Raw genomic sequence first — 21,252 nt, forward strand, 5'->3', positions numbered from 1 at the left:
TTTTGATATATAGAAGACATATTTTTTTAATATCACTGGAATAAACTTTTAACAAACGAACATGGTTTTAAAATAACACACTCTAAAACATCAACTGATTATCGATATATTACTCTAGATTTGAAAATTAAGTTTAATAACGTGAATTTTCAAAGTGAAACTTGTAAACAATGTCATATTCTCTTTTTCCAATAAAATAAATGGAAAATACAGAACATCAAAGTAAAAAATAAGAAGGATTACAATGAACCTCTCCAGGAAGGAATGGTATTTGCTCTTGAACCTAAAAAAGGAATTGAAAATATAGGAATGGTAGAAATTGAAAATACTTTCATAGTAACTGCTAAAGGTGGAGAGTGTATTACAGGAGATAATCCGGGACTTATTCCTGTGTTTTGAATAATTAAGTCTTGTATAAAGCTAATGTTTAATCGATTAATAGAAAACTGACATTGAGATAAAGTTGTTCGAAGGTTATGTTTTGAGCCATTTCAGCAATTCCAGCTCCACAGCCGGATTCACAAAATATTTTGTAAACTTGCCTTCTACTTCAGAGAAAATAACATTGTCTTCCCTTAATTTTTGTATATGCCAGTGAGTAGTGCTTTTGTCTAAGTTCAACTTTTCTGATATTTCCTGATTTGTAATCTCAGGATTTTCCAGAATATTAAGTAGTATATGTTTTCTTGTACTGCCTTTAAGATGTGCTATTATTATTTTATCGTTTTTTGTGAAAGCATTGGAATTTTGAAACACTCTTGTAAATTTTCCTTCCTTTGTTAAGGTCAATTCCCCTTCAGCTTTGAGTGTTTTAATTTGATATCTTATAGACCCCAGGCTAATTTTCAGGTTTCTTGATATTTCAGATGGTGTACACCCTGGCTTACTCAGAACATAATTAATAATTTTCACTTGAGTAACCTTTTTACTTAGGCTCCATATCTGACCAAGAATTATAGGAACTAATTTAAAGAAGGAAACGAAAGCAACCAGGTATCCCAATATATAAGCTATCTTGAATGACAAAGGAAATTCCCAGAAGGTAAGAGTCCTATCCGCCCCGCTCATGTCAACAGCATCGCCCAATTTTTCAAGTTTTTCATCGGGTGGGCAGGGACCAACGGTATATCCTCCGGTGTCTGCACTCGTAGTACCTACTGCGGTACTCAGTACCAAGATAAAAAGTAATTTCATTTTCCACATAGCAGCGCATAATTGAGTAATTACGTTTGTAAATTCAGATTGTATAATCTTCTGTCCTGGTCACCCATATATTTCATACTTCCAAGTTCCCGGTTCAATTCCATTTGAATTTTGAATATTCAGGTGAATTCTCCCGTTAACTGCTCATCAGCATTTATCATAGTAAGAACCTAGCACTGAGCCACTAGTATTGTGATTCTCCCCAATTAAGATCTACAGCCAGAGGAGTAAGACCACCGCTAGCATTTTTTCCATGTAGATTTGTCTCTCCCTGACTGAAGAAACCATAAACTGTCATAATACCTCTATCTGTGTCAACGATACAATTTCAGTATCATGTAAAGATGCTATGATATAGTTGCTTGAGATTTTTGCTTTTTCCACATTTTCAGCTGCTGCCGCTGTAGGGTGCTCCATTATTATATAGTTGATATTTATATATTAGATATAATATAATAATATTTAATGGGTAAAAGAGGACCAAAACCAAAATTCACTGGCGTTTCCTGTCCAAACAAAGATTGTAAATTTCATGGTATTTCTGGAAAGAATAATATCGTAGGTAACGGCACATATCAAATCAAGAACAGGAGTGTTCATAAATACATCTGCCGCGAATGCGGCAGAGTATTCAACGATCGAACAGACACTTTCTTTGACAATCTTCGTAAGGATGAATTCATCATTAAGTTAGCTTTGAAAATGGCTATTAGAGGAATGTCAAATGAAGGTATTGCAGATGTGCTGGAAATTCAACCAGTTACAGTCAGTAATTGGTTATCTCGTGCAGCAAAACAATGTGATAATGTAAATGAAGATTTGATGAAAGATATCAATGTTTCTAGAGTTGAGATGGACGAGCTGTGGGTAATAATAAAAAAAAGTTGCTCCAAGAAGCAAAGTTGAAGATGATGGAGCATGGATGTGGGTAAGCTTTGCACCTGAATCAAGGCTAATAATTGATTTTAAAATTGGACCAAGAAAACAGTATGTAGCAGACGAACTGATAGAGGGTACAGATAAACGTCTTTCAGATTCAAAACCCATTTTCGTTACAGATGGATTAAAGTTCTATTCTGAAGCTCTTTTGAAAAAATACGGAGAATGGATGGAGTTTCCTAGAACAGGAAAGAGAGGAAGACCAAAGAAACCAAGATTAGTAGCCAGTAAAAACCTGAAATATGCTCAAGTTATCAAAAATAGGAAAGGGAAGAAGCTCCATAAAGTTGAAAAGAAAGTTGTTTTCGGTGAAAGTATTGATCAAAAAAGAATATCAACGAGTTTACTGGAAAGACAAAACCTAACTTTCAGACAAGACAACAATAGAATCTCAAGGAAAACAATAGGCTTTTCCAAGAAAACCAAATACTTGTTCAACCAAATGAAGCTTTATATTACTCATTTTAATTTTTGCAGGAATCATATGGGATTAACAAAAGAAAAGGAAGATGGAGTCTTTGAGAAAAAGACGCCTGCACAAGAGTCTGGAATTACTAAGAAAAAATGGTCACTCATAGAATTATTAAATTATAAGTCGACAAAAATATCAACTAATTAATAAAGGAGCACCCGCTGTAGTGGCAGATAAAAAAAGCAGGGTTGCCAATATAATAAATAATATCTTTCTTGGCATTTTTGACTCTCCTGTTAACACTTATCAAAAGAGCTTACTTAAATTTTATGGTAAAATTGTCCAATTATCTCGCAAATCATTCTATAAATCTTAAAAAAATCAAATTTAAATTTAATTATACTTTCAGTTGGATGATTTGGTCACAAATTAGTTATAAGAGTAAGTTTCTAGAAAAATATGAACATTTAAGAAGATGTTCAGTGGAGCTCAAATTCTCTCTGGAAGGTTTATTCGAACTCCACATTGCCCGGAGGCATGATTGGTGTTAGCTTTAAGAGTACTTAAGGCTTACTTGGTCTGCCTCCTAGGAAAACAACTAGGAGTTATACAAATGATTAAGAAAAAAAGTGGAATAGATGTAATATTTGCGGCAATATTGATTGTTGGTTTAGCTTTTTTGCCTTCTGTGAATGCACAGGAAGAATCAAATGGGACTGACACATCAAATGCGGTCAGCGTGGATATAGCTGAAGAAGTTGCATCTTACTCTATAAAAGAGATTTCTGGATCTTTATCTAATTTTTCAGAATGGGCAAATGCAACTGTAAAATTATCCACGGTTTATTACAATCTTGCTAACAAAAAGTCAGCATATTCATTCAACGTTGTAGAAAATAATCAACAAGTGGGATATATTTTCATTTCAGCGACAAAGGATAACTATCCAGTTCTGGAGTTTTCAAAAGGCAAGATACCTAATGAAATACCAGAATTTACGACACGTTCAAAATCATTAGTACAAGAACGCGCTAATGAGATAAAACTAGAGAGTGCTGACAAGGAAGAACCGGTTATTGGAGATATGAAACCTCTTTATTTAGGCCCAACATTTTACTACGCTGAGTATACCCTAACCGATAAAAAAGGTAAAGCCAAAGAAAAAGTAATAGTAGATTTGCCATTTTCAACTATAGTAGACTTTAATGAGTCAAATGTAAATGTTTCAGATAAGAAAAACCACTATTTTAACAATACATATTTACAACATCAACAAGAAATAAGAAAGAAAGACGCAAATGCACAATGGATTACCCTAGAAAAAGAAATGACTGATCCCTCAAGTTATTCTACGTCTTCTAGTTCAAAATCAATCAGTGGCGTGCCTAAGTATAAGTGGTACTATGGTTGTTCTCCAACTGCGTCTGGGATGGTATTAGGGTATTGGGCCAGCCACGGATATTCTTACCTAGTAACGGGATATGACCTAGTAAGAGAATTAGCATATGCGATGGGCACAGATTGGCCAGGAAGTGGATCAACTTGGCCATATAAAATTGATGATGGTATAGAGACAGTTTGCAATAACCATGGATATGATAACTTTGATGCATCCAATGATATCTATGTTTCATGGACTGAGGTAAAAACCGAGGTGAATGCGAATAAACCTTTCGTGCTCAGCATGCTAAATGGAGGGACAGGTAATGGTTACACTCAGCCATATGGCGAGCATAGTGTAACTTGCATAGGATATTATGATGGAAATCAAGATTACGTATACTTACATGATACATGGGATACAAGTAACGTACACTACTTAGCGTTTGGGAGCTGGACTGGAGCTATGGCAACATGGGTGAGGCCTTAACCACCCATTATATTTTTCTTGAATTGGGGCAGGCAAATGTTTTCCAAGAAAGTGAATAAAAAGATAGCCCTTTTAATATTTTTGATAATTGCTCTCCTTGGAGTATGGCTTATTTTTGACGTTATTCCAATTGGCCCAGGACTGCCTCCCTCAGAGGGTATGCCAGGATGGTATATTCCGGGAGCCTGGCAAGGAAATGAACAGGGTTGCACATCACTTTTTCCAAAGATTTCCCCTTACTGTAATGCAGGAAACTACTCTCAAGAAAAATTAATAAATGTTTGGTACTTTGACGATGAATCTGAGTTCTTAAAAGGGGAAGATACACTTTATCATTATTTGGAAGAAAACGGTAACGTATTCTATCAGGAACTGAATATTAGTGAAGAACTTCAAGAGGTAATTGAAAGGCGTGAAACTGAAAACGCATGGGGTCCCATTTATGGTCCTTACTCTTTTAATGCAACAGGGTATAAAAGTCCAGAAACCTCAGGATACTTTCTAGTGTACGAGAAACCTTTCCTTAAAGGGAGAGATGATTATTTCGTAGTTTATTACGGAGTTAGGAACACAACTAATCTAACTAAAGAAGCACCAGAACTAAAGAAATTGATTGCTGAGTCTTATTATATGGCTAATGGAGAAGGGAAAGTTGATAGCTTAAAACCAGGGAATAAAAAAGAAAAGGAAAATATTTTATTTTCGTGGTTTTAACAAAGGATGAGCTTCTAAAAATAGACTCGATGAACCGTTACCTTATGGTGACGCTAGCGGTATATCATTGGAATGTGAGATCGTGAAGATCGGAAATTATTGTTTATAGGAACAGTGATTGAGCTTGTGCTATTCGGATTTTTTGAATTTGGAGGGCTTGATCTAACATACGGAAGGATTATAGGTGCGGTTATTGTAGGTTCATTAATTGGTAAAACTATAGGCAAAGGCTCGGAGAAATATGCTTTTTTAATATTTATATATAATTTGGTTATTATGGTTTTTTCTATTCAGTAATCAGGTTATCTGGATCATTTGTTGAAAAATGCGATAAGATAGTCACATGGAATATGGGAAACTAAAAAATACTAATATAAACACTGTCGTCTGTGCTAATTCGCGGATAGAGGTTATCAAATTAGCTCTAAAAAATCCAGATCTAATTGACAATTGTTTTTATAAAGATCTCCCATATTTATTCTTATTTCCAACCAGTTCTGTGCTATCCTATTAGCAACCTAATATGAGAAAATATATACATCCACAGATAGTGAAAAAGGAGATAAATTTTTAAATTAAAATTCTAATTTGAGAGCTTTGAAAAGGCTGCTCAAAGTTTATATTTGAGCCGTTTCAATATTTGAGCCATTTCAGCAACTCCGACTCCACAGCTGGATTCACAAAATACTTTGTAAACTTGCCTTCTACTTCGGAGAAAATAACATTGTCTTCCCTTAATTTTTGTATATGCCAGTGAGTAGTGCTTTTGTCTAAGTTCAGCTTTTCTGAGATTTCCTGATTTGTAATCTCAGGATTTTCCAGAATGTTGAGTAGTATCTGTTTTCTTGTACTGCCTTTAAGATGTGCTATTATTATTTTATCGTTTTTTGTGAAAGCATTGGAATTTTGAAACACTCTTGTAAATTTTCCTTCCTTTGTTAAGGTCAATTCCCCTTCAGCTTTGAGTGTTTTAATTTGATATCTTATAGACCCCAGGCTAATTTTCAGGTTTCTTGATATTTCAGATGGTGTACACCCTGGCTTACTCAGAACATAATTAATAATTTTCACTTGAGTAACCTTTTTACTTAGGCTCCATATCTGACCAAGAATTATAGGAACTAATTTAAAGAAGGAAACGAAAGCAACCAGGTATCCCAATATATAAGCTATCTTGAATGACAAAGGAAATTCCCAGAAGGTAAGAGTCCTATCCGCCCCGCTCATGTCAACAGCATCGCCCAATTTTTCAAGTTCTTCATCGGGTGGGCAGGGACCAACAGTATATCCTCCGGTGTCTGCACTGGTTATACCTAGGGTACTCAGGAAAAGAATAAAAAGTAAGCTCTTTTTCAACATAGTTGACCCGTAACTTGACTAATTTGTTTGTAAATTCAGATTGTATAATCTTCTGTTCCGGTCACCCTATACCCATATACTTCATACTTCCAGGTTCCCGTTTAAATACCATTTGAATTGAATATTCAGGCGAATTCTCCCGTTAACTGCTCCATCAGCATTTATCATAGTAAGAACCTAGCACTGAACCCATTAGGAGTATATATTTTAGGCCGAAAAGAGTCTGTCGAATCTCCCCAATTAAGGTCTACAGCCAGAAAGGTAAGACCACTACCTACGTTTTTTCCATGTAGATTTATTTCTCCCTCTGACTGACGGAATCATAAACTGTCATAATACCTAGATCCGTGTCAACGATACAAATTTCAGTATCATGTGAAGATGCTACGATATAGTTGCTTGAGGTTTTTACTTTTTTCACATTTTCAGCTACTGTTGCTGTAGTGACAGACAAAAAAATCAGGGTTGCCAATATAACAAATAATATCTTTCTTGACATTTTTGGCTATTCTGTTAACACTTATTAAAAGAGCTTACTTAAATTTTATGGTAAAATTATCCAATTATCTAGCAGATATCTCTGTAAATCTTAAAAAGTTCAAATTTAAGTTCTATTAAACTTTCAGTTGGATGATTTGGTCACAAATTAATTATAAGAGTAATTTCTAGAAAAATATGAACATTAAAAATGATATTTGATGGAACTTAAATTATCTCAGAAGGTTTATCCGAACTCCACTTGCCTGGAGGCAGGAAAATATTAGTTTTAAGGGTACTTAAGGCTTTTCTGTTTCTGCCTCCTAAAAAATAAGGAGTAAGGCAGATGATTAAGAATAAAAGTGGAATAAGTGCAATATTTGCAGCAATACTTCTTGTGAGTATTGCTTTCGTACCAGCTGTGAGTGCAACAGATAATACTACAAAAAGAAACCAAGATAAAGACATCGTAGAACCTTGGTTTGAAAAAGGTGACGAACTAAATAGGCTTAGTGGTGATGAACTTCGTACCCTTGCTGAGCAAAACGAGACGATAAGGAAAATGATCAAGGAAGATCTAAAAATTGAGCCTGTACAAATTGAAAGTCTCAAAAGTTTGGAGAATCTTCCTGATAATTATCCTGATGATGTAAAAAATGCAATAATCGAAAATTTTACATCAAGAAACGTTAGTCAACAATTCTCAACGAAAGCAACAACGACAACAAATACAGTTAATGTTTGGATAGTCGCAGATGAAGAGTATAGGAGTACTTACGGAAGTAATTGGCAGACTCAAGCATACAATACCATAGAAAATGCCGACAACGCATTCTACAGTGATCATGATATAGATTTTGTAGTGGGCAAATATTCAACATGGGATAGTACTGATAGTGAAGATAATTGTAGTGAACTACTCGATGAAGCTGAACTTGAAAGTGGATGGCTTTCAAACAAACAAGGTATGGATATGCTGGCTGTTTTTACAGATCAGGGGACAGACCACAGAGGCGTATCTGAAAACGGAGGTGACGCATGGTTAATGGATCATCAGATAACTTCAGGTTGGGACTGGCACCTTGCGCAGCATGAGGCTTCTCATAACTATCGTTGTCCAGATCATAAATACGCTACCACTCCGTACTGCATAATGACTTATAATTATATGATGATAACAGACGATTGGTGTAGTAGTTGTGACCAAACAATAGAAAATAACAGGAACCATTTTTAAACATTTAGAAATAGTGCCCAAAAAGTTAGCACATTCTTTTCAATTTTTCTGAGGAATATAATGAAGGCAAAAATGAAGATTTTAGTTGCAATTTCTTTTGTGATTTTAGCAATTGGTCTGATTTTCTTTTTAATGATTTATCAACCTGGTATAGGTATGTATGTTAAAGCTGAAAAAATTATGGATTCACCGGAAAAATACGTGGAATTCAATTTAACAGATCTAGAAAAATATCCTTATGTGAAAGAAGCAGTAATGAATCCTGGAAAAGAAATAGAGGTTCCTTTTGACAATAATGATGATATGAATGAATTTTCTGAAATTATGTATACTAACGAGACTGAATATTTAAAACTGAATGGTGAATATTATCACATAAATTACTACTCTCTCGATTAATGATGCTTTAAATAATTTTTCCTTTCATAAGGCTTCTTTGGTTCTGCCTCTAAAGTAGAATACATAAAGTAAAGGCATGATAACAAAGAAAAAGTTTGGAACAGGAATGCTAATTTCTCAATGCTGTTAGTAAACATGGCTTTCGTATCGATAGTAAGTGCAAAAGAAGTTGTTAATGCAGCAGAAAACACTAAAGATGGGAACGTTGGAATTCGGGTCCTTGTATTGTCCGTACCCATATATGGAGATTTATCCAACCTCAGAAACAGATACATTCAGCTTTACTATACCCTCGGGACAAAGCTGGGGTAGAATATCAGCGGATGTAGATCCAGTGTACACTCCTTGATACTTCCGGAGACATCAGCATCGAACCAGTAAACTCAAGTAGTACAAAGGTAGCTGGTGACACTCTCTATGGTACTGAAACCCACCTGGATTTTAATTATGATCCCGGTTATGACCTAACAGCAGGTTCTTGGCGTATTAGAGTTAAAGGCGTTGACCTGAACGGCCATCCAGGATATGACGGAGGAGCATATATATACAATTAATCAACAGCAGAAGACTTTACAGGTAGGTTACATTGTAACTTCCTTTTTCAATTTTTGAGGCAATATTATGAGAATTAAAATTTATTTTTTATTAGTGTTTATTTATCTATTTATTATAGGTACTGCCGAAGCAGCTACGCTCACAGTGAGCGAAAACGGTCAAGCGAACTATACAATGATTCAGGAAGCTATCAATAATGCAAATGATGGTGATACACTTCTTGTGTACAATGGAACCTTCTCAGAGAATGTAATTGTTAACAGATCGGTGTCCATAAAATCCAATTCTGGTAATCCTGATGATACTATTGTTCAAGCTGCCAATCCCGAGGAACATATCTTTAATGTAACTAAAAATAACGTAACGATTAGCGGCTTTAAAATTACTGGTGCTGAAAATTTTGTTAGATCCCCAGTTGCTGGCATACATCTCGAAGGAGTTAATAAGAACATTATTAGTAATAATAAATTATCACAAAATGTAGTTGGAATAGATCTTCAGAATTCTCATAATAATGTGCTGGAAAACAATACTGCTTATGACAATGAGAGAGGCATTCGTTTTACAAATTCTAATAGCAATACTCTAATCAACAATGACGTTTTTAACAACCATTTTGGCATCTATTTTTGGGGCTCCAAAAATAATATTTTGAATCATAATAATGCAAGTTCGAACGAAGAAGACGGTATCTGGATTGAAGATAACAGTAGTAACAACACAATAAATAATAATATGATCTCAAATAGCGATAGTGGCATTCTCCTTACTGAATCTAGCAGTAACAATACAATAGAAAGTAACAATGTAACTTCTAGCCTTGTAGGAATTCAAATAACTGACTCTAACAATAACACAGTGAAGGATAATTTTCTAACGAATAATAGCCGTACTGGAATTTCGATTATGAGAGATTCCAGCAACAATACTGTTAAAGATAATTTCTTGTCAAATAACAGTGAAGATATTTTAACGGAAAACTCTACTAATAACCAGATCTACAATAATGAAATTAAGGAAAGTGAGGTCCATAATGCAGATACTTCACAAGTGCCATTTACTGATCCTCTATTGACAGTGATCATCATACTTGGAACATTTGCATTCATGAGAAAAAAGTAACTGTGAACAATTGTAATAATTAATATGAGTCTTTAGACACTTGTTCCACTTGCACCAGACATCTATTAAAAAAGACAATCATCACCCAATAGATCGTTTTAACCTGATCTCACTTTTATTTTTTTTCATCTTTAGAGCCTTTTAGATTCAATAATTTTCTTTTTATCAACTTCCCATAAAATGCAAAAACAACCAAACTTGCAAATACACCTGAGATGAAGATAAGTGGATTTTTACGATCAGCAATCGGGTTATCTACTTGAATTCGTTCCATAGAATATTTTCTAAAATCAGAAATTCGATTCTCCACAAACACAGTTCCATTTTCATTTTCTGACCATATTTTTAGGTTATGACTTCCTGGAGTAAGAATCAAGAGATTCCCTGAATACAGAGGCCCAAAATTATCCAGACAAAAATAAAGAGTTTTATTTGAGTCCACAAAATTTTTTGGGTACCCAATTATATAATTACCACAGTATTTTTCTTCCTGACCTGGAAGCTCAAAACTCCTGTTTTGCTTTTCCTCATTTACAGTGTTTATGCTATCAGAGCCTCTGTTTCCATAAAAGTCGGTTGCCGTAACTTTGATAGTATGTTTTCCTTCAGGAAGTGAAAAGTTCCTGCCCGATTGGAGATTTCCCAGGCTCTGGTTGTCGAAGAAGATGTCAATAGTGGCCTCTGGGTCTGATACAGTATAGAGGAGTTCAAATGAGACTCCGGATACCTCTGAATTGGAAATATTAACAAATGGAGCCTGATTCTCGTCAGGACTAGCCAGACAGATAAGACTTTTGGCAGTCAGAACACTTGCATTCCTGACGATCGAAAAGTCGATATTGTCAACTGTGTCACTTAACTTGTGGAAGTTTCTATCGTTATGATGGCAAATTGCTACTGCAGGAATATCGCTTTCCCAGAAGATTTCATGATCTCCTCCGATTAAAGGTTGAATAAAGTTTGAATAATCCGGAACTAAAGACTGAATTCTGATTCCTGAGTTTTTTGCTTCGTTTTCAAAAATAGCTTTAAGCCAGGTATGCTGGGGAAGGTAGTCTACGTAGAGAGGCTCGTTTCCTATAGAATCCACATTAATAACTGCAACGATATCATTTTTCAACTCAGGATGGGCTTCAATCCAGGCCTGGCTGCCGAGAAGATTGTATTCTTCCCCGGAAAAAGCAATGAAATATATTGTTCTGTCAAATGATTCATTCTGCAAGACCCTTGAAAGTTCAAGCATGCAGGCAACTCCTCCGGCATTGTCATCCGCTCCGGTTCCGTTGGCCGATTCACAAACATAGGTGTCGGACCAGACTGGCCAGAGATAGGGCTTCCTCATCTCAGAATCAAAAATATCCTTCAAACCTGCTTCTGGAGGTACAATTATTCTTGAATCATAATGCGCAGTTACGAGAATAATTTCGTCTTTAAGAGCTTTTCCCTCTTTAATCCCCATTACGTTTGTGCCGCTTACGTTCCAGTAATTGAAGTCTCGTGTACGTACCCTCGCGGAAAAATTTTCCGGAGAAACCCGCAGGCCTGCTTTTTCCATTTCATCTTTTATAAATAGGGAAGCTTCAGCAGCATTTTTACTTCCAATTTTTCGTTCTCCAAAAGAAGATATAATTCGGGTTGAGTTTTCAAGTCTGGTTTGAGAAACATCAAAAGATATAGATGTATTGTTATGTTGCATTTCGGAATCAAAATTGTGGGCCGCCAGGGTGTCTACATTCTTGTTAACTGGTCCGATTTTAGTATTAAATGACGGTGTTATTGTATAGTTGCTTGATGATTCTCTTTCGTCTAAATTTTCAACTGTTGCTGCCGCAAAGGAAGATAGAAAAAGCAAAGTTGCCAATGTAATGAAAAGTATCCTGCTTGACATTGTTAATTCTCAGATAACACGTATCAAAAGAGTTTACTTAAATTTTATGGCAAAATAGTCCAATTATCAGCGCAATAGCTTTGTAAATCTTGAAAGGAACTCAAATTTAGATTGATTATACTTTAGTTGGATGATTTGGTCACAAATTAGTTATATAAGTAAGTTCCTGGGAAAAAAACATTAAAAATGATGTTTGATGGTGCTCAAATCCCTCTGGAAGGTTTATTCGAACTCTAATTGTCTGGAAGCAGAAAAAACTTGTTTTAGTATGCTTAAAACGTTCTTGGTTCTGCCTTTGGAAAAATAGAAAGAAAAAAAGATGGAGTATAACTCCATTCAAATCTGTTTTGAAGTAATTATTCCGGTTTTACTCCGGTTTTCTTTTAAGCTTTTTCTTAGCAAGTTTTTCAATTATCCCGGTATCGACTTCTCCACCTATACTCAATTTCTTGTTAGCAACTGCGCTTTCAAGAACGTGTTGTCCTACAAGAGTGCGGACAACAAGAGTGGTGTAGCCGTCAGGGCTTCCAACCGCACCGGCTGAGATGTCAGCTTCAAGGGCTGTAAAGTCCGTGCAGACGCTGCAGCCTGGGCGGACAGTGTCCTCAAGTTCGGTAAGGGGAATTACATACTGCATTCCGTCATTGAGGGTGATTTCGAGCTTGCCTTTAACGTCAATACGGCAGACCTTCATGGGTTCGAGAGCATACTCACTTTTTAGCTTGCCTGCAACAAGTTTTTCATAATCGAAACTTTCCGTGCAGAAAAGCCCCATGATGAAGCGAATGGACTTTTTGTATGGGCCCACAAGCTGGTGGTCGGTCTCAAGCATTTTACGAACTGCCTGGACAACGCATGGAACTCCGACGACTGCAATGTTCCTGTACTTCCTGTTTACAACTGCTTCCTTAAGAGAAGAAACAAGAGGAACCCACCAGTTATAACGGCTTCCTGCCTGGCCGATAAGAGCTTCACTCTTGGTTATTACCATAGAGTGCGGCTTGAGGGTCCAGGGATCCTCTGTGACCGTAACTACAGCATCTACAAGACCTGTATCAAGGGCGTTTGCAAGAATTGCTGTTACTGCTCCTCCACTCTGCTTTTTCGGGATATTAAACTCGGCTTTTCCGGTAGTAATTTCCAGATAGTCTCCGAGCAAGCTTGAGGGCTGTTCTTCAAGTCTCGGACAAACTTCGTAACAGGCTCCGCAGGAAACATCGTCAACAGCGGCTTTACAATAGTTATTACTCTTCGGATGTGTTGAATCGCCGCCTGTTTCGAAGTACAGGGCGTCAGCAGGGCAGACTGCAATGCAGGCCCCACAGCCTGAGCAAAGGCCTTCGTCCCAGACTTTTGACTTAAGGTCAAGGTAACTTTTGCTGATTGGTTTCTGTTCTGCCATTTATGATCACTCCCATACGTATTTACTTGCAAAAGGACGGCTGCTTACAGGTCCGATCTTCGTGTAGTTGGTGTCCAGGAACTCTGCGGCGTCATACCCGAACTGCTCGCAAAAACTCTTTATAATTGGGGCAATGCGTTCAAGATCACTTTCGGTAAACTTGAATTTTTTAGCTCCTCCCCCAAGTAAGAAATCGTCAACTTCTCCACGAATGATAATTTCCCCACCGTGGATTCCGCTTCCGATACCCCTGTCTGTCATGGCTTTATCCTTGCCAATACCGAGCACGAGCACCAGGCCACCTGCCATATACTCACCTAGGAAGGAGTGGGCTGTGCCGCCTACAACAAGTATAGGTCTGGCTTCCACTTCATACTGTTTCATGTGGATGCCGCCACGATAGCCAATATTATTCTTAATGAAGACTTTTCCTCCTCGCATGCTGTGGGCAACTGCGTCTCCTGCACTTCCGTGAATCACGAGCATCCCTTTATCCATTGTGTTGCCTGGAGCATGTTCAGCATTCCCATGTACAATGCATGTAGGCCCGCTCATGAACATTCCCAGGTCTCCTCCTGGAACCCCATTAACTATAATGCGGACATTGCCTCTAAGCCCATCTCCTATAAAACGCTGCCCTAGTACGTTATCGAGTATGATTTCCTCTGCTCCGTCCGCAACCGCAGCCCTGATTTTCTGGTTTAAGGGGGTGTAGTGCATACCTCTTGAATCAATTTTTACCGTCTTCATTTAAATCAGGCCCCCGCTGGCAGTACATCAAGGATATTAAGCATTTTTTCATCCAGCATATACCCACGCAAGCGGTCTCTATTGCCGCGCAGACTTTCTATACTGTTAATCCCTGCAGCACCCATAAGCTCACTGAGTTCGTCAGTCCAACCCTGAATAAGATTTGAGACCTGAACTGCTCCTCTCTCAGGATCAAGCCTGCTCACAAGCTCTGGACGCTGGGTAGCAATACCCCACGGGCAAAGGTTTCTATAACAATTGCCGCAAACCCGACAGCCCAGAGCAACAAGGGCAGCAGTCCCGATATTAACAGCATCTGCTCCGAGAGCAATTGACTTTGCAAGGTCTGCACTGCTCCTTATCCCGCCACTTGCAATAATTGAGATCTCGTTTCTTACTCCCTGTTCTCTGAGTTTCTGATCAACGCTTGCAATTGCAATTTCAATCGGAATTCCCACATTATCCCTGAAGACCTTGGGAGCTGCTCCGGTTCCACCACGGAATCCGTCAATTACTACCGCATCTGCAGAAGAGCGAGCAATACCAGCAGCAATTGGAGCTACGTTATGCACAGCTGCAATCTTAACGAAGACAGGTTTCTTCCATTCGGTTGCTTCTTTCAGGCTTCTAATGAGCTGAACAAGGTCTTCAATACTGTAAATATCATGATGAGGTGCCGGACTAATTGCATCACTGCCAATAGGGATCATGCGAGCCTTTGAGACTTCTTCACTTACTTTCTCTCCAGGCAGATGTCCACCTATACCCGGTTTTGCTCCCTGACCGATCTTGATCTCAATGGCAGCACCTCTTTCAAGATAATCGATGTTTACACCAAACCGGCCTGATGCAACCTGGACAATCATGTGGTCCTGATAAGGATAGAGAGCTTCGTGGAGCCCTCCCTCTCCTGTTCCCATATAAGTCCCGAGCTCTGTTACGGCCTTTGCCATGCTAAGCTGAGAGTTCAGGCTTATAGCTCCGAAACTCATGTGGCCGATCATAATAGGGGTATTAAGCTTAAGATTTGGGGCAATCTTTGTTTCTAGCTCTACGTCACCACTTTCGGTCTTTCTGAACTTGAGTTTGGAAGGTTTCTTTCCAATGTAAGTCCTGAGTTCCATTGGTTCTCTCAGGGGGTCAATACTAGGGTTTGTAACCTGGCAGGCGTCAAGAAGAAGGTGGTCATAGACAACTGGCAAATCACTGGCATTTCCCATTCCTGAAAGGATAATCTTTCCACTGCGAGCCTGTTTAATAATGTCCTCTCTGACTTCTCTGGACCAGAGGGGGTGGCTGCGGTAGTCTACAGGTTTCTCTGTAAGCGTGATTGCATCTCTTGGGCACATGGCAACACAGCGAAGGCAGCCTGTACATTTCCTGGATTCTATGAGGATTTTGTCGCCTTCTCTCCTGTACACGCCGTATGAACAGTTTTCAATACAACGCCCACAGTCCATGCACTGGTCGCGGTCAATGCTGACCTTAAATTTTGGGGGCACACTTCCGAGCGTCATTCAATAAACCTCCCTATAATTGGTTCTCCTGCCCTGGGAGTGTATACATTCTTAACTTCTGGATCAAGTACTCTTATTGCAGCTTCTTCACTGGATATATAGAGCCGGTTTCCATTTTCACCAACTACCAGAGGACGCAGTTTAATCCTGTCAGTAAAACCAACAATACCATTCTCGGTCCCGACTACGATTGCAAATGGTCCATTCATGAGGGCAGATCCATAGGTAAGGCGAACTGCCCTGTTCAACTCTGCTTCTTTCGCAGGCATCCGGTCAATATCATCCCAGAAAGGTGGAGCAAGAGCCTTGACAACCATTTCATAAGAAAGATCATGCTGCCTTCCAAGCAGGTCAAATAGATAGGCTACAACTTCGGTATCGGTAAGTGCAGTGCATTTGTATCCGTATCCCTCAACATAGCGCTGGTTTGTACCATATGAGGTAATTTCTCCGTTATGTACTACTGACCAATTAAGCAGGTTGAAAGGATGAGCACCTCCCCACCAGCCCGGAGAATTTGTGGGATAACGGTTGTGGCCAAGCCAGATATATCCCTTGTAATCTTCAATTCTGTAAAAGTTTGCCACATCTTCAGGCCAACCGGAAGCTTTGAAGACTCCCATATTTTTCCCGGAAGAAAAGATTGTAGCCCCTTTTACATTAGCATTTACTTCCATGACTATGTAAGTAACAACATCTTTTTCAGAAGCCGCTTTCCCTGACATCAGGTCTTCTGAAGGCTTAAAGAAATATCTCCAGGGAGTATGTACTTTCTTTATGCCAGGTTGTGGGGTGGTCGGGATTTCTTCCTGGTGAACAATTTCTCCCAATTGCTGGAGGAGTTCATCTACCTTCTTTTTGGGTTCGCCTAGATTGTCAAAGAAAACATGAAGAGCATAGTAGTCTGCATAATCAGGATAAATTCCATATGCAGCATAGCCTGCCCCGTCTCCACTGCCTCTTTCATTCATGAGACTGAGGGCGGCTTTTATGCTCGACCCGTCCATTCTGGACTTTGTTCGGTCTATAAAGCCTATTATTCCACACATTTTGATCACTCTAAAAATGGATAGGAATGAATGTAATATATTCTCAATAATTTCTAAATTATTTCCGTGGCTCATTTTTGAGAATTAGTTCAAAAAACTTGCCAGCTGAAAAACTGGGTTTCAGGGGTGACTTGTCATCAATTTCGTAATTTATGGATCTTTAACTAAGTTTGTTTCATGTGAATTATTTAATTAATGTGATTATATCGCAACGTTTCCACATATGGTTCTACTTATCGTCATACATCGAGAGGGTCACCACTAAGGGAAGTAAGTAATTTAGTACCTATTTGACAATATATATATGTTTCTTTTTCCGGTTAAAAGTTTTTAAGTTAATGCCGCAAAGCACAACGGTTTAACCTTTTAATTTTCGCTAACTTCTATTTTTATCTTATAACCCTCTATATTCTTATCTAAAAATATCTTTTTTAATAGACTGCCACACTATTGCCTTTAGGGCTTCAGTGCCATTTATTTATTGGGCAAATCTTAATAAATTTATTAAAACAGAATGATGTTCTTGAAGAATAGGATTTTTTAGAAGGGAAGCATTTTTATATTAATATTCATTTCAGGCAATAGTCTTGAAAAATATTAAAAAATTTAGTATTTTCTGACGAATACGTTCAGTAAAAAAATAGTTTATTAGTTAAGGGATTATTTTTTAAAATGAAGACACACTTCTCGAAGGAGTGTGTCTCTTCAAACAAACTTTTAATTTTGCCATAATTTTGTCATAATTTTACTACATCAAATTTTTTCAGTACCCACATGAGTTTCAGGACTTCTGGCATGCTTACAGCATATCCAAATATTTCTCAAGTTCCCAAGGGTGAACAATTGCTTTGTATTCATCCCATTCCATCTCTTTAGCACAGAGATAATTACTGAAAACGTGTTCTCCTAGCACTTCTTTTACGAATTCACTGACTTTCATTTCATCAACTGCCTCTTTAAGGTCTGCAGGTAGGGAGCGAATACCTTTATTTTCTCGTTCTTTTTCCGTAAGGTGGAAAATGTTCATGTTAGTCGACTCTCCTGGATCGATCTTGTTCTTTATACCGTCAAGTCCAGCTCTGAGCATCAGGGCAAAGGCAAGATAAGGATTACACGCTGGGTCTGGACATCTTAGTTCAACTCTTGTCCCATTGCCACGAGTTGCAGGAATACGGATAAGGGAACTTCTGTTCTTTGCAGACCAGGTGAGGTAAACCGGTGCCTCATACCCGGGTACTATTCTCTTATAGGAGTTAACAACCGGATTCGTAACAGCTGCAAATTCCTTAATGTGTTTTAACAGACCACCAATATAGTACATTGCTTCCTGGGAAAGCTGATCTGTACCCTCTGGGTCATAGAATGCGTTCTTACCTTCCTTGAAAAGGGATTGGTTAGTATGCATGCCTGAACCATTTACTCCAAAAAGAGGTTTAGGCATAAAGGTGGCATAATATCCTTTGTGATATGCAATTGATTTTACCACATATTTGAAAGTTATAACATTATCTGCGGTGCTCAGCACGTCACCGAATCTAAAGTCAATCTCATGCTGAGAAGGTGCGACTTCGTGATGAGAAGCTTCGATCTGGAAGCCCATATGCTCAAGAGCATAATCAATATCTCTACGTACATCTTGTGCACGGTCAAGGGGAGAGAAATCGAAGTACCCTCCATGATCCGTAAGTTCTGTGGTTGGATTTCCGTTTGCGTCAAGTCTGAAGAGGAAGAATTCCATTTCAGGACCTACATTCATTGAGTACCCCATTTTTTTGGCTTCCTCAATTGCGCTCTTAAGAACATATCTGGGGTCTCCCTCAAACGGTTGACCGTCAGGAAGATACACATCTCCAAGGATCCTGGCTACTGCTCCAGTTGTAGGTCTCCAGGGAAGGATCCTGAAAGTAGACGGATCAAGCACAAGTTTCATGTCAGATTCTTCAATCTTTGTAAAGCCCTGGATTGAAGACCCGTCAAACATTACTCCACTTTCAAAGGCTTCTTCTAACTGTTCAACAGGTATTGCCCAGCTTTTTATGATGCCAAGTGTGTCCGTAAACTGGGTACGGATAAACTTTACGTCTCTTTCTTTTACAGCCTCTAACACATCTTCTTTGGTCATACATTTTTTTATCTGCACCATTTTGATTTCCCATCCTGACTAGGCATTAGGTATCCTTTTACCTATACAATAGTATATATACTTTTCTTAATCGCGTATAAAAAATAAAACTGTTGAGAAATATAGTAAATCGTACTATCTTTGAAAGTACTTGTATGATTAAGCCCCAATTCTGCAGATATATTTCTAATCCCATGTATATAAATCTCATTAAAGCTAATTACACAAAAAGTGAGTCTCTTAGTGAGCTCACTTTCCTCAGTAAATTTCGTAAACTCATATTTTTTCCGCGATCAGTTCTTGAGCTTATCCCAAAATATTGTCTAATCTACTATTACCGCCAATATTATAACTCCTATTCTGGCATTATATTGGTTTTGGGATAGGCTCTCTAATTAAACATGGATTTATCGGACTTTTATGCAGTAAGCAAAAGCACCTATGTAACGTATTTAGAGGCTAGAAATGATATCAATCAGTTCTCACAACTATCTGTAGATAGTTTAAACTAATCAAAACTGTTCATAAAATGCCTTAAGGAAAATTGTTGATTTTCAAAAATACTGCTGAATGTGGAGTGAGATTTGAGTTTTTTCCGGCAATATGTATTTGCAAAAATACTGTAAAAAGCAGTATTAAAAACTTAAAGTTTTTTCAACCCAAATATTAATAAAGATCGAGGCATAGAATTATTTCCGGGTTTGGTATGGTTCAAAAAATTAATTTTTTCAAGTTACTTGCCTCTGTATTGCTCTGCCAGTTTTCAGGGGCAATAGGTTCGATATTTACAGCGTCTTCTCTTGAAAACTGGTACCTTTTGCTTGAAAAACCGACTTTTACCCCGCCACCTCAGGTATTCTTTCCCGTATGGGTTACACTTTATACACTTATGGGAATCTCATTATATCTTGTCTGGGAAAAAGGGTTGCAAGAACAAAAAGTTAAAAAGGGAATGCTTATTTTCGGAATTCAGTTAAGCCTTAACGTTATCTGGTCTTTTCTCTTTTTTGGGCTAAAATCTCCTTATTATGCTTTTATTGAGATTATTTTTCTCTGGCTTGCAATCTTCCTGACAATACTGAAATTCCGAGAAATTTCAAAAATGGCTTCATATCTACTATTTCCTTATATCCTGTGGGTTAGCTTTGCTGCACTGCTTAATTACTATCTATGGACTCTGAACTCATGACCTAAGATTTAAAACTCATTATTGAGCTCCTGAATTACTCTAGCCTGCTTTCGTTAAAAATTTACTTAAAAACGGTTTGTTCAAAATTGATTATTATCTAAAATTAGTCATAACTATTAAGTCTACGGCAATGTTCCGAATTATCTATAAATTCAAAGTCAAATTTTTGTGTACTTAGCATAATTCAGTTCTCTCAAAAGTCAAATTTTTGTGTCTTAGCATAATTCAGTTCTCTCAATATTGACTTCTCAAACTACTAACTTATTAAGAGTTATAATTTTACAGAAAACAAAAATGCGATTCCTTGAATAACATGCATAACTATATGAAAATGCATGCTAACGGCAACATTTTCATGCTAAACTGGCATACTACCAGCTTACCAAAAAAGTTGGTTGATATCATTTTGATGAAAACAAGAAAATTGATAACTAATCGTGAACAGATAAAAAGGCACTCTATTGATAATAGTCAAAAAAATAAACTCATTAAAATTGTACGTTGAATCTTAATAGCAATAACTATCGATGCTGTTTTAACCATAGTTATATAGACTGTTTAAGACTATTTTTAAATTAGTTAACTTGATATACTTTTATCTGAACCATGTTTTATACTGGAGTTCTGGAATGACATCCTTAATAACTAAAAAAGTTGTAAAGAAAGTTTGCCTAAATGCCCAGGGTTAAACTTTCGTTTTTCAAATAATATAATCGTGTTACAAAGCTCCACAGCCACAGCTTCTTCCTAGAAGAGTCGATATTCGGTGCTTCAGATGGTGAATATCATCTTCGGACATGTTCTGAAGCTCTTTTTTATGTTCTTTTTCTATATGATCTAGCATAGCATTTTCAACTTCTTCCAGTTCATTGCCAGCAGCCATAAAATTACACTTGAACCCCAGATCACTACATTTTATTATTTTCATAAAATCTCCTCTATGCAAATAGGTGTTAATAGAAACAATCTTTGTTAATTAAATAAAAATACAATAAAGATTAATAGGATATAAAATTAAGTTTTTTAGTTATTTTACAATAATCTATTC

General features: G+C 37.5%; 20 protein-coding genes. 10 read left to right on the plus strand and 10 right to left on the minus strand.

The window, feature by feature from the left end; genetic code table 11:
• The first annotated feature begins 216 nt into the window (after window positions 1–216).
• Window positions 217–399, plus strand: coding sequence for a M24 family metallopeptidase (locus tag MSBR3_RS20515; RefSeq protein ID WP_268989158.1), 183 nt, complete (start codon window positions 217–219; stop codon window positions 397–399).
• A 75-nt stretch (window positions 400–474) separates the two neighbouring features.
• Here MSBR3_RS20515 and MSBR3_RS17035 read toward each other — a convergent pair whose 3' ends face one another.
• Complete coding sequence (locus MSBR3_RS17035; RefSeq protein ID WP_230627578.1) at window positions 475–1,176, minus strand: winged helix-turn-helix transcriptional regulator; 702 nt, start codon at window positions 1,174–1,176, stop codon at window positions 475–477.
• Window positions 1,177–1,668: 492 nt separating this feature from the next.
• Between MSBR3_RS17035 and MSBR3_RS19640 the strand changes: the two genes are divergently transcribed.
• The 4 genes from MSBR3_RS19640 to MSBR3_RS17065 all read left to right on the plus strand — a co-directional run bounded on the left by MSBR3_RS19640 (window position 1,669) and on the right by MSBR3_RS17065 (window position 5,435).
• Window positions 1,669–2,761 (plus strand): IS1 family transposase gene (locus MSBR3_RS19640; RefSeq protein WP_155396818.1). Its coding sequence is split into 2 segments (ribosomal slippage): window positions 1,669–2,081 and window positions 2,080–2,761, totalling 1,095 coding nucleotides; the frame shifts between segments, so codons are not numbered across the junction.
• Window positions 2,762–3,167: 406 nt separating this feature from the next.
• Window positions 3,168–4,424, plus strand: coding sequence for a C39 family peptidase (locus tag MSBR3_RS17055; protein WP_155396853.1), 1,257 nt, complete (start codon window positions 3,168–3,170; stop codon window positions 4,422–4,424).
• A 36-nt stretch (window positions 4,425–4,460) separates the two neighbouring features.
• Window positions 4,461–5,138 carry a hypothetical protein gene (locus tag MSBR3_RS17060; RefSeq protein WP_048109384.1) on the plus strand — a complete coding sequence of 226 codons (678 nt, stop codon included), beginning with the start codon at window positions 4,461–4,463 and terminating at the stop codon, window positions 5,136–5,138.
• A gap of 114 nt (window positions 5,139–5,252) precedes the next feature.
• Window positions 5,253–5,435 (plus strand): hypothetical protein, encoded by a 183-nt coding sequence (locus MSBR3_RS17065; protein WP_196297072.1) that lies wholly within the window; start codon window positions 5,253–5,255, stop codon window positions 5,433–5,435.
• A 336-nt stretch (window positions 5,436–5,771) separates the two neighbouring features.
• On the opposite strand, the gene MSBR3_RS17070 is transcribed toward MSBR3_RS17065, so the two are convergent.
• Together MSBR3_RS17070 and MSBR3_RS21235 are read right to left on the minus strand one after the other, a co-directional pair.
• Window positions 5,772–6,497, minus strand: coding sequence for a winged helix-turn-helix transcriptional regulator (locus MSBR3_RS17070; protein WP_048109386.1), 726 nt, complete (start codon window positions 6,495–6,497; stop codon window positions 5,772–5,774).
• A gap of 295 nt (window positions 6,498–6,792) precedes the next feature.
• Window positions 6,793–6,951: a hypothetical protein gene (locus tag MSBR3_RS21235; protein ID WP_230627580.1), complete on the minus strand. Its 159-nt coding sequence runs from the start codon at window positions 6,949–6,951 to the stop codon at window positions 6,793–6,795.
• Window positions 6,952–7,320: 369 nt separating this feature from the next.
• On the opposite strand from MSBR3_RS21235, the gene MSBR3_RS17080 reads away from it, so the two are divergent.
• The 4 genes from MSBR3_RS17080 to MSBR3_RS17095 all read left to right on the plus strand — a co-directional run bounded on the left by MSBR3_RS17080 (window position 7,321) and on the right by MSBR3_RS17095 (window position 10,287).
• Window positions 7,321–8,211, plus strand: a complete 891-nt coding sequence (locus tag MSBR3_RS17080; protein WP_048109388.1) for a zinc-dependent metalloprotease — start codon at window positions 7,321–7,323, stop codon at window positions 8,209–8,211.
• Window positions 8,212–8,271: 60 nt separating this feature from the next.
• On the plus strand, window positions 8,272–8,610 hold the full coding sequence (locus MSBR3_RS17085) for a hypothetical protein (protein ID WP_048109390.1): 339 nt from the start codon (window positions 8,272–8,274) through the stop codon (window positions 8,608–8,610).
• A gap of 120 nt (window positions 8,611–8,730) precedes the next feature.
• Window positions 8,731–8,922: a hypothetical protein gene (locus MSBR3_RS17090; protein ID WP_048109391.1), complete on the plus strand. Its 192-nt coding sequence runs from the start codon at window positions 8,731–8,733 to the stop codon at window positions 8,920–8,922.
• A 309-nt stretch (window positions 8,923–9,231) separates the two neighbouring features.
• Complete coding sequence (locus tag MSBR3_RS17095) at window positions 9,232–10,287, plus strand: right-handed parallel beta-helix repeat-containing protein (protein WP_052723461.1); 1,056 nt, start codon at window positions 9,232–9,234, stop codon at window positions 10,285–10,287.
• A gap of 115 nt (window positions 10,288–10,402) precedes the next feature.
• Here the strand turns inward: MSBR3_RS17095 and MSBR3_RS17100 are convergent, their stop codons facing one another.
• The 6 genes from MSBR3_RS17100 to glnA all read right to left on the minus strand — a co-directional run bounded on the left by MSBR3_RS17100 (window position 10,403) and on the right by glnA (window position 19,036).
• On the minus strand, window positions 10,403–12,175 hold the full coding sequence (locus MSBR3_RS17100) for a M28 family metallopeptidase (RefSeq protein ID WP_048109393.1): 1,773 nt from the start codon (window positions 12,173–12,175) through the stop codon (window positions 10,403–10,405).
• Window positions 12,176–12,542: 367 nt separating this feature from the next.
• Window positions 12,543–13,577 carry a Coenzyme F420 hydrogenase/dehydrogenase, beta subunit C-terminal domain gene (locus MSBR3_RS17105; RefSeq protein WP_048109395.1) on the minus strand — a complete coding sequence of 345 codons (1,035 nt, stop codon included), beginning with the start codon at window positions 13,575–13,577 and terminating at the stop codon, window positions 12,543–12,545.
• A 6-nt stretch (window positions 13,578–13,583) separates the two neighbouring features.
• Window positions 13,584–14,327: a GltB/FmdC/FwdC-like GXGXG domain-containing protein gene (locus tag MSBR3_RS17110; RefSeq protein WP_048109397.1), complete on the minus strand. Its 744-nt coding sequence runs from the start codon at window positions 14,325–14,327 to the stop codon at window positions 13,584–13,586.
• A gap of 5 nt (window positions 14,328–14,332) precedes the next feature.
• On the minus strand, window positions 14,333–15,844 hold the full coding sequence (locus MSBR3_RS17115) for a glutamate synthase-related protein (RefSeq protein ID WP_048109398.1): 1,512 nt from the start codon (window positions 15,842–15,844) through the stop codon (window positions 14,333–14,335).
• Window positions 15,841–16,893 (minus strand): class II glutamine amidotransferase, encoded by a 1,053-nt coding sequence (locus MSBR3_RS17120; RefSeq protein ID WP_048109399.1) that lies wholly within the window; start codon window positions 16,891–16,893, stop codon window positions 15,841–15,843. Before MSBR3_RS17120 ends, MSBR3_RS17115 begins: the two co-directional genes overlap by 4 nt.
• 799 nt (window positions 16,894–17,692) lie before the next feature.
• Window positions 17,693–19,036 carry a type I glutamate--ammonia ligase gene (gene glnA / locus MSBR3_RS17125; protein ID WP_048109400.1) on the minus strand — a complete coding sequence of 448 codons (1,344 nt, stop codon included), beginning with the start codon at window positions 19,034–19,036 and terminating at the stop codon, window positions 17,693–17,695.
• Window positions 19,037–19,721: 685 nt separating this feature from the next.
• Between glnA and MSBR3_RS17130 the strand changes: the two genes are divergently transcribed.
• Window positions 19,722–20,204: a TspO/MBR family protein gene (locus MSBR3_RS17130; RefSeq protein ID WP_048109402.1), complete on the plus strand. Its 483-nt coding sequence runs from the start codon at window positions 19,722–19,724 to the stop codon at window positions 20,202–20,204.
• A gap of 718 nt (window positions 20,205–20,922) precedes the next feature.
• On the opposite strand, the gene MSBR3_RS17140 is transcribed toward MSBR3_RS17130, so the two are convergent.
• On the minus strand, window positions 20,923–21,132 hold the full coding sequence (locus tag MSBR3_RS17140) for a DUF1059 domain-containing protein (RefSeq protein WP_048109405.1): 210 nt from the start codon (window positions 21,130–21,132) through the stop codon (window positions 20,923–20,925).
• Window positions 21,133–21,252: the final 120 nt, after the last annotated feature.

Origin of the sequence: Methanosarcina barkeri 3, assembly GCF_000970305.1 — an archaeon.
Lineage (GTDB): Archaea > Halobacteriota > Methanosarcinia > Methanosarcinales > Methanosarcinaceae > Methanosarcina > Methanosarcina barkeri_A.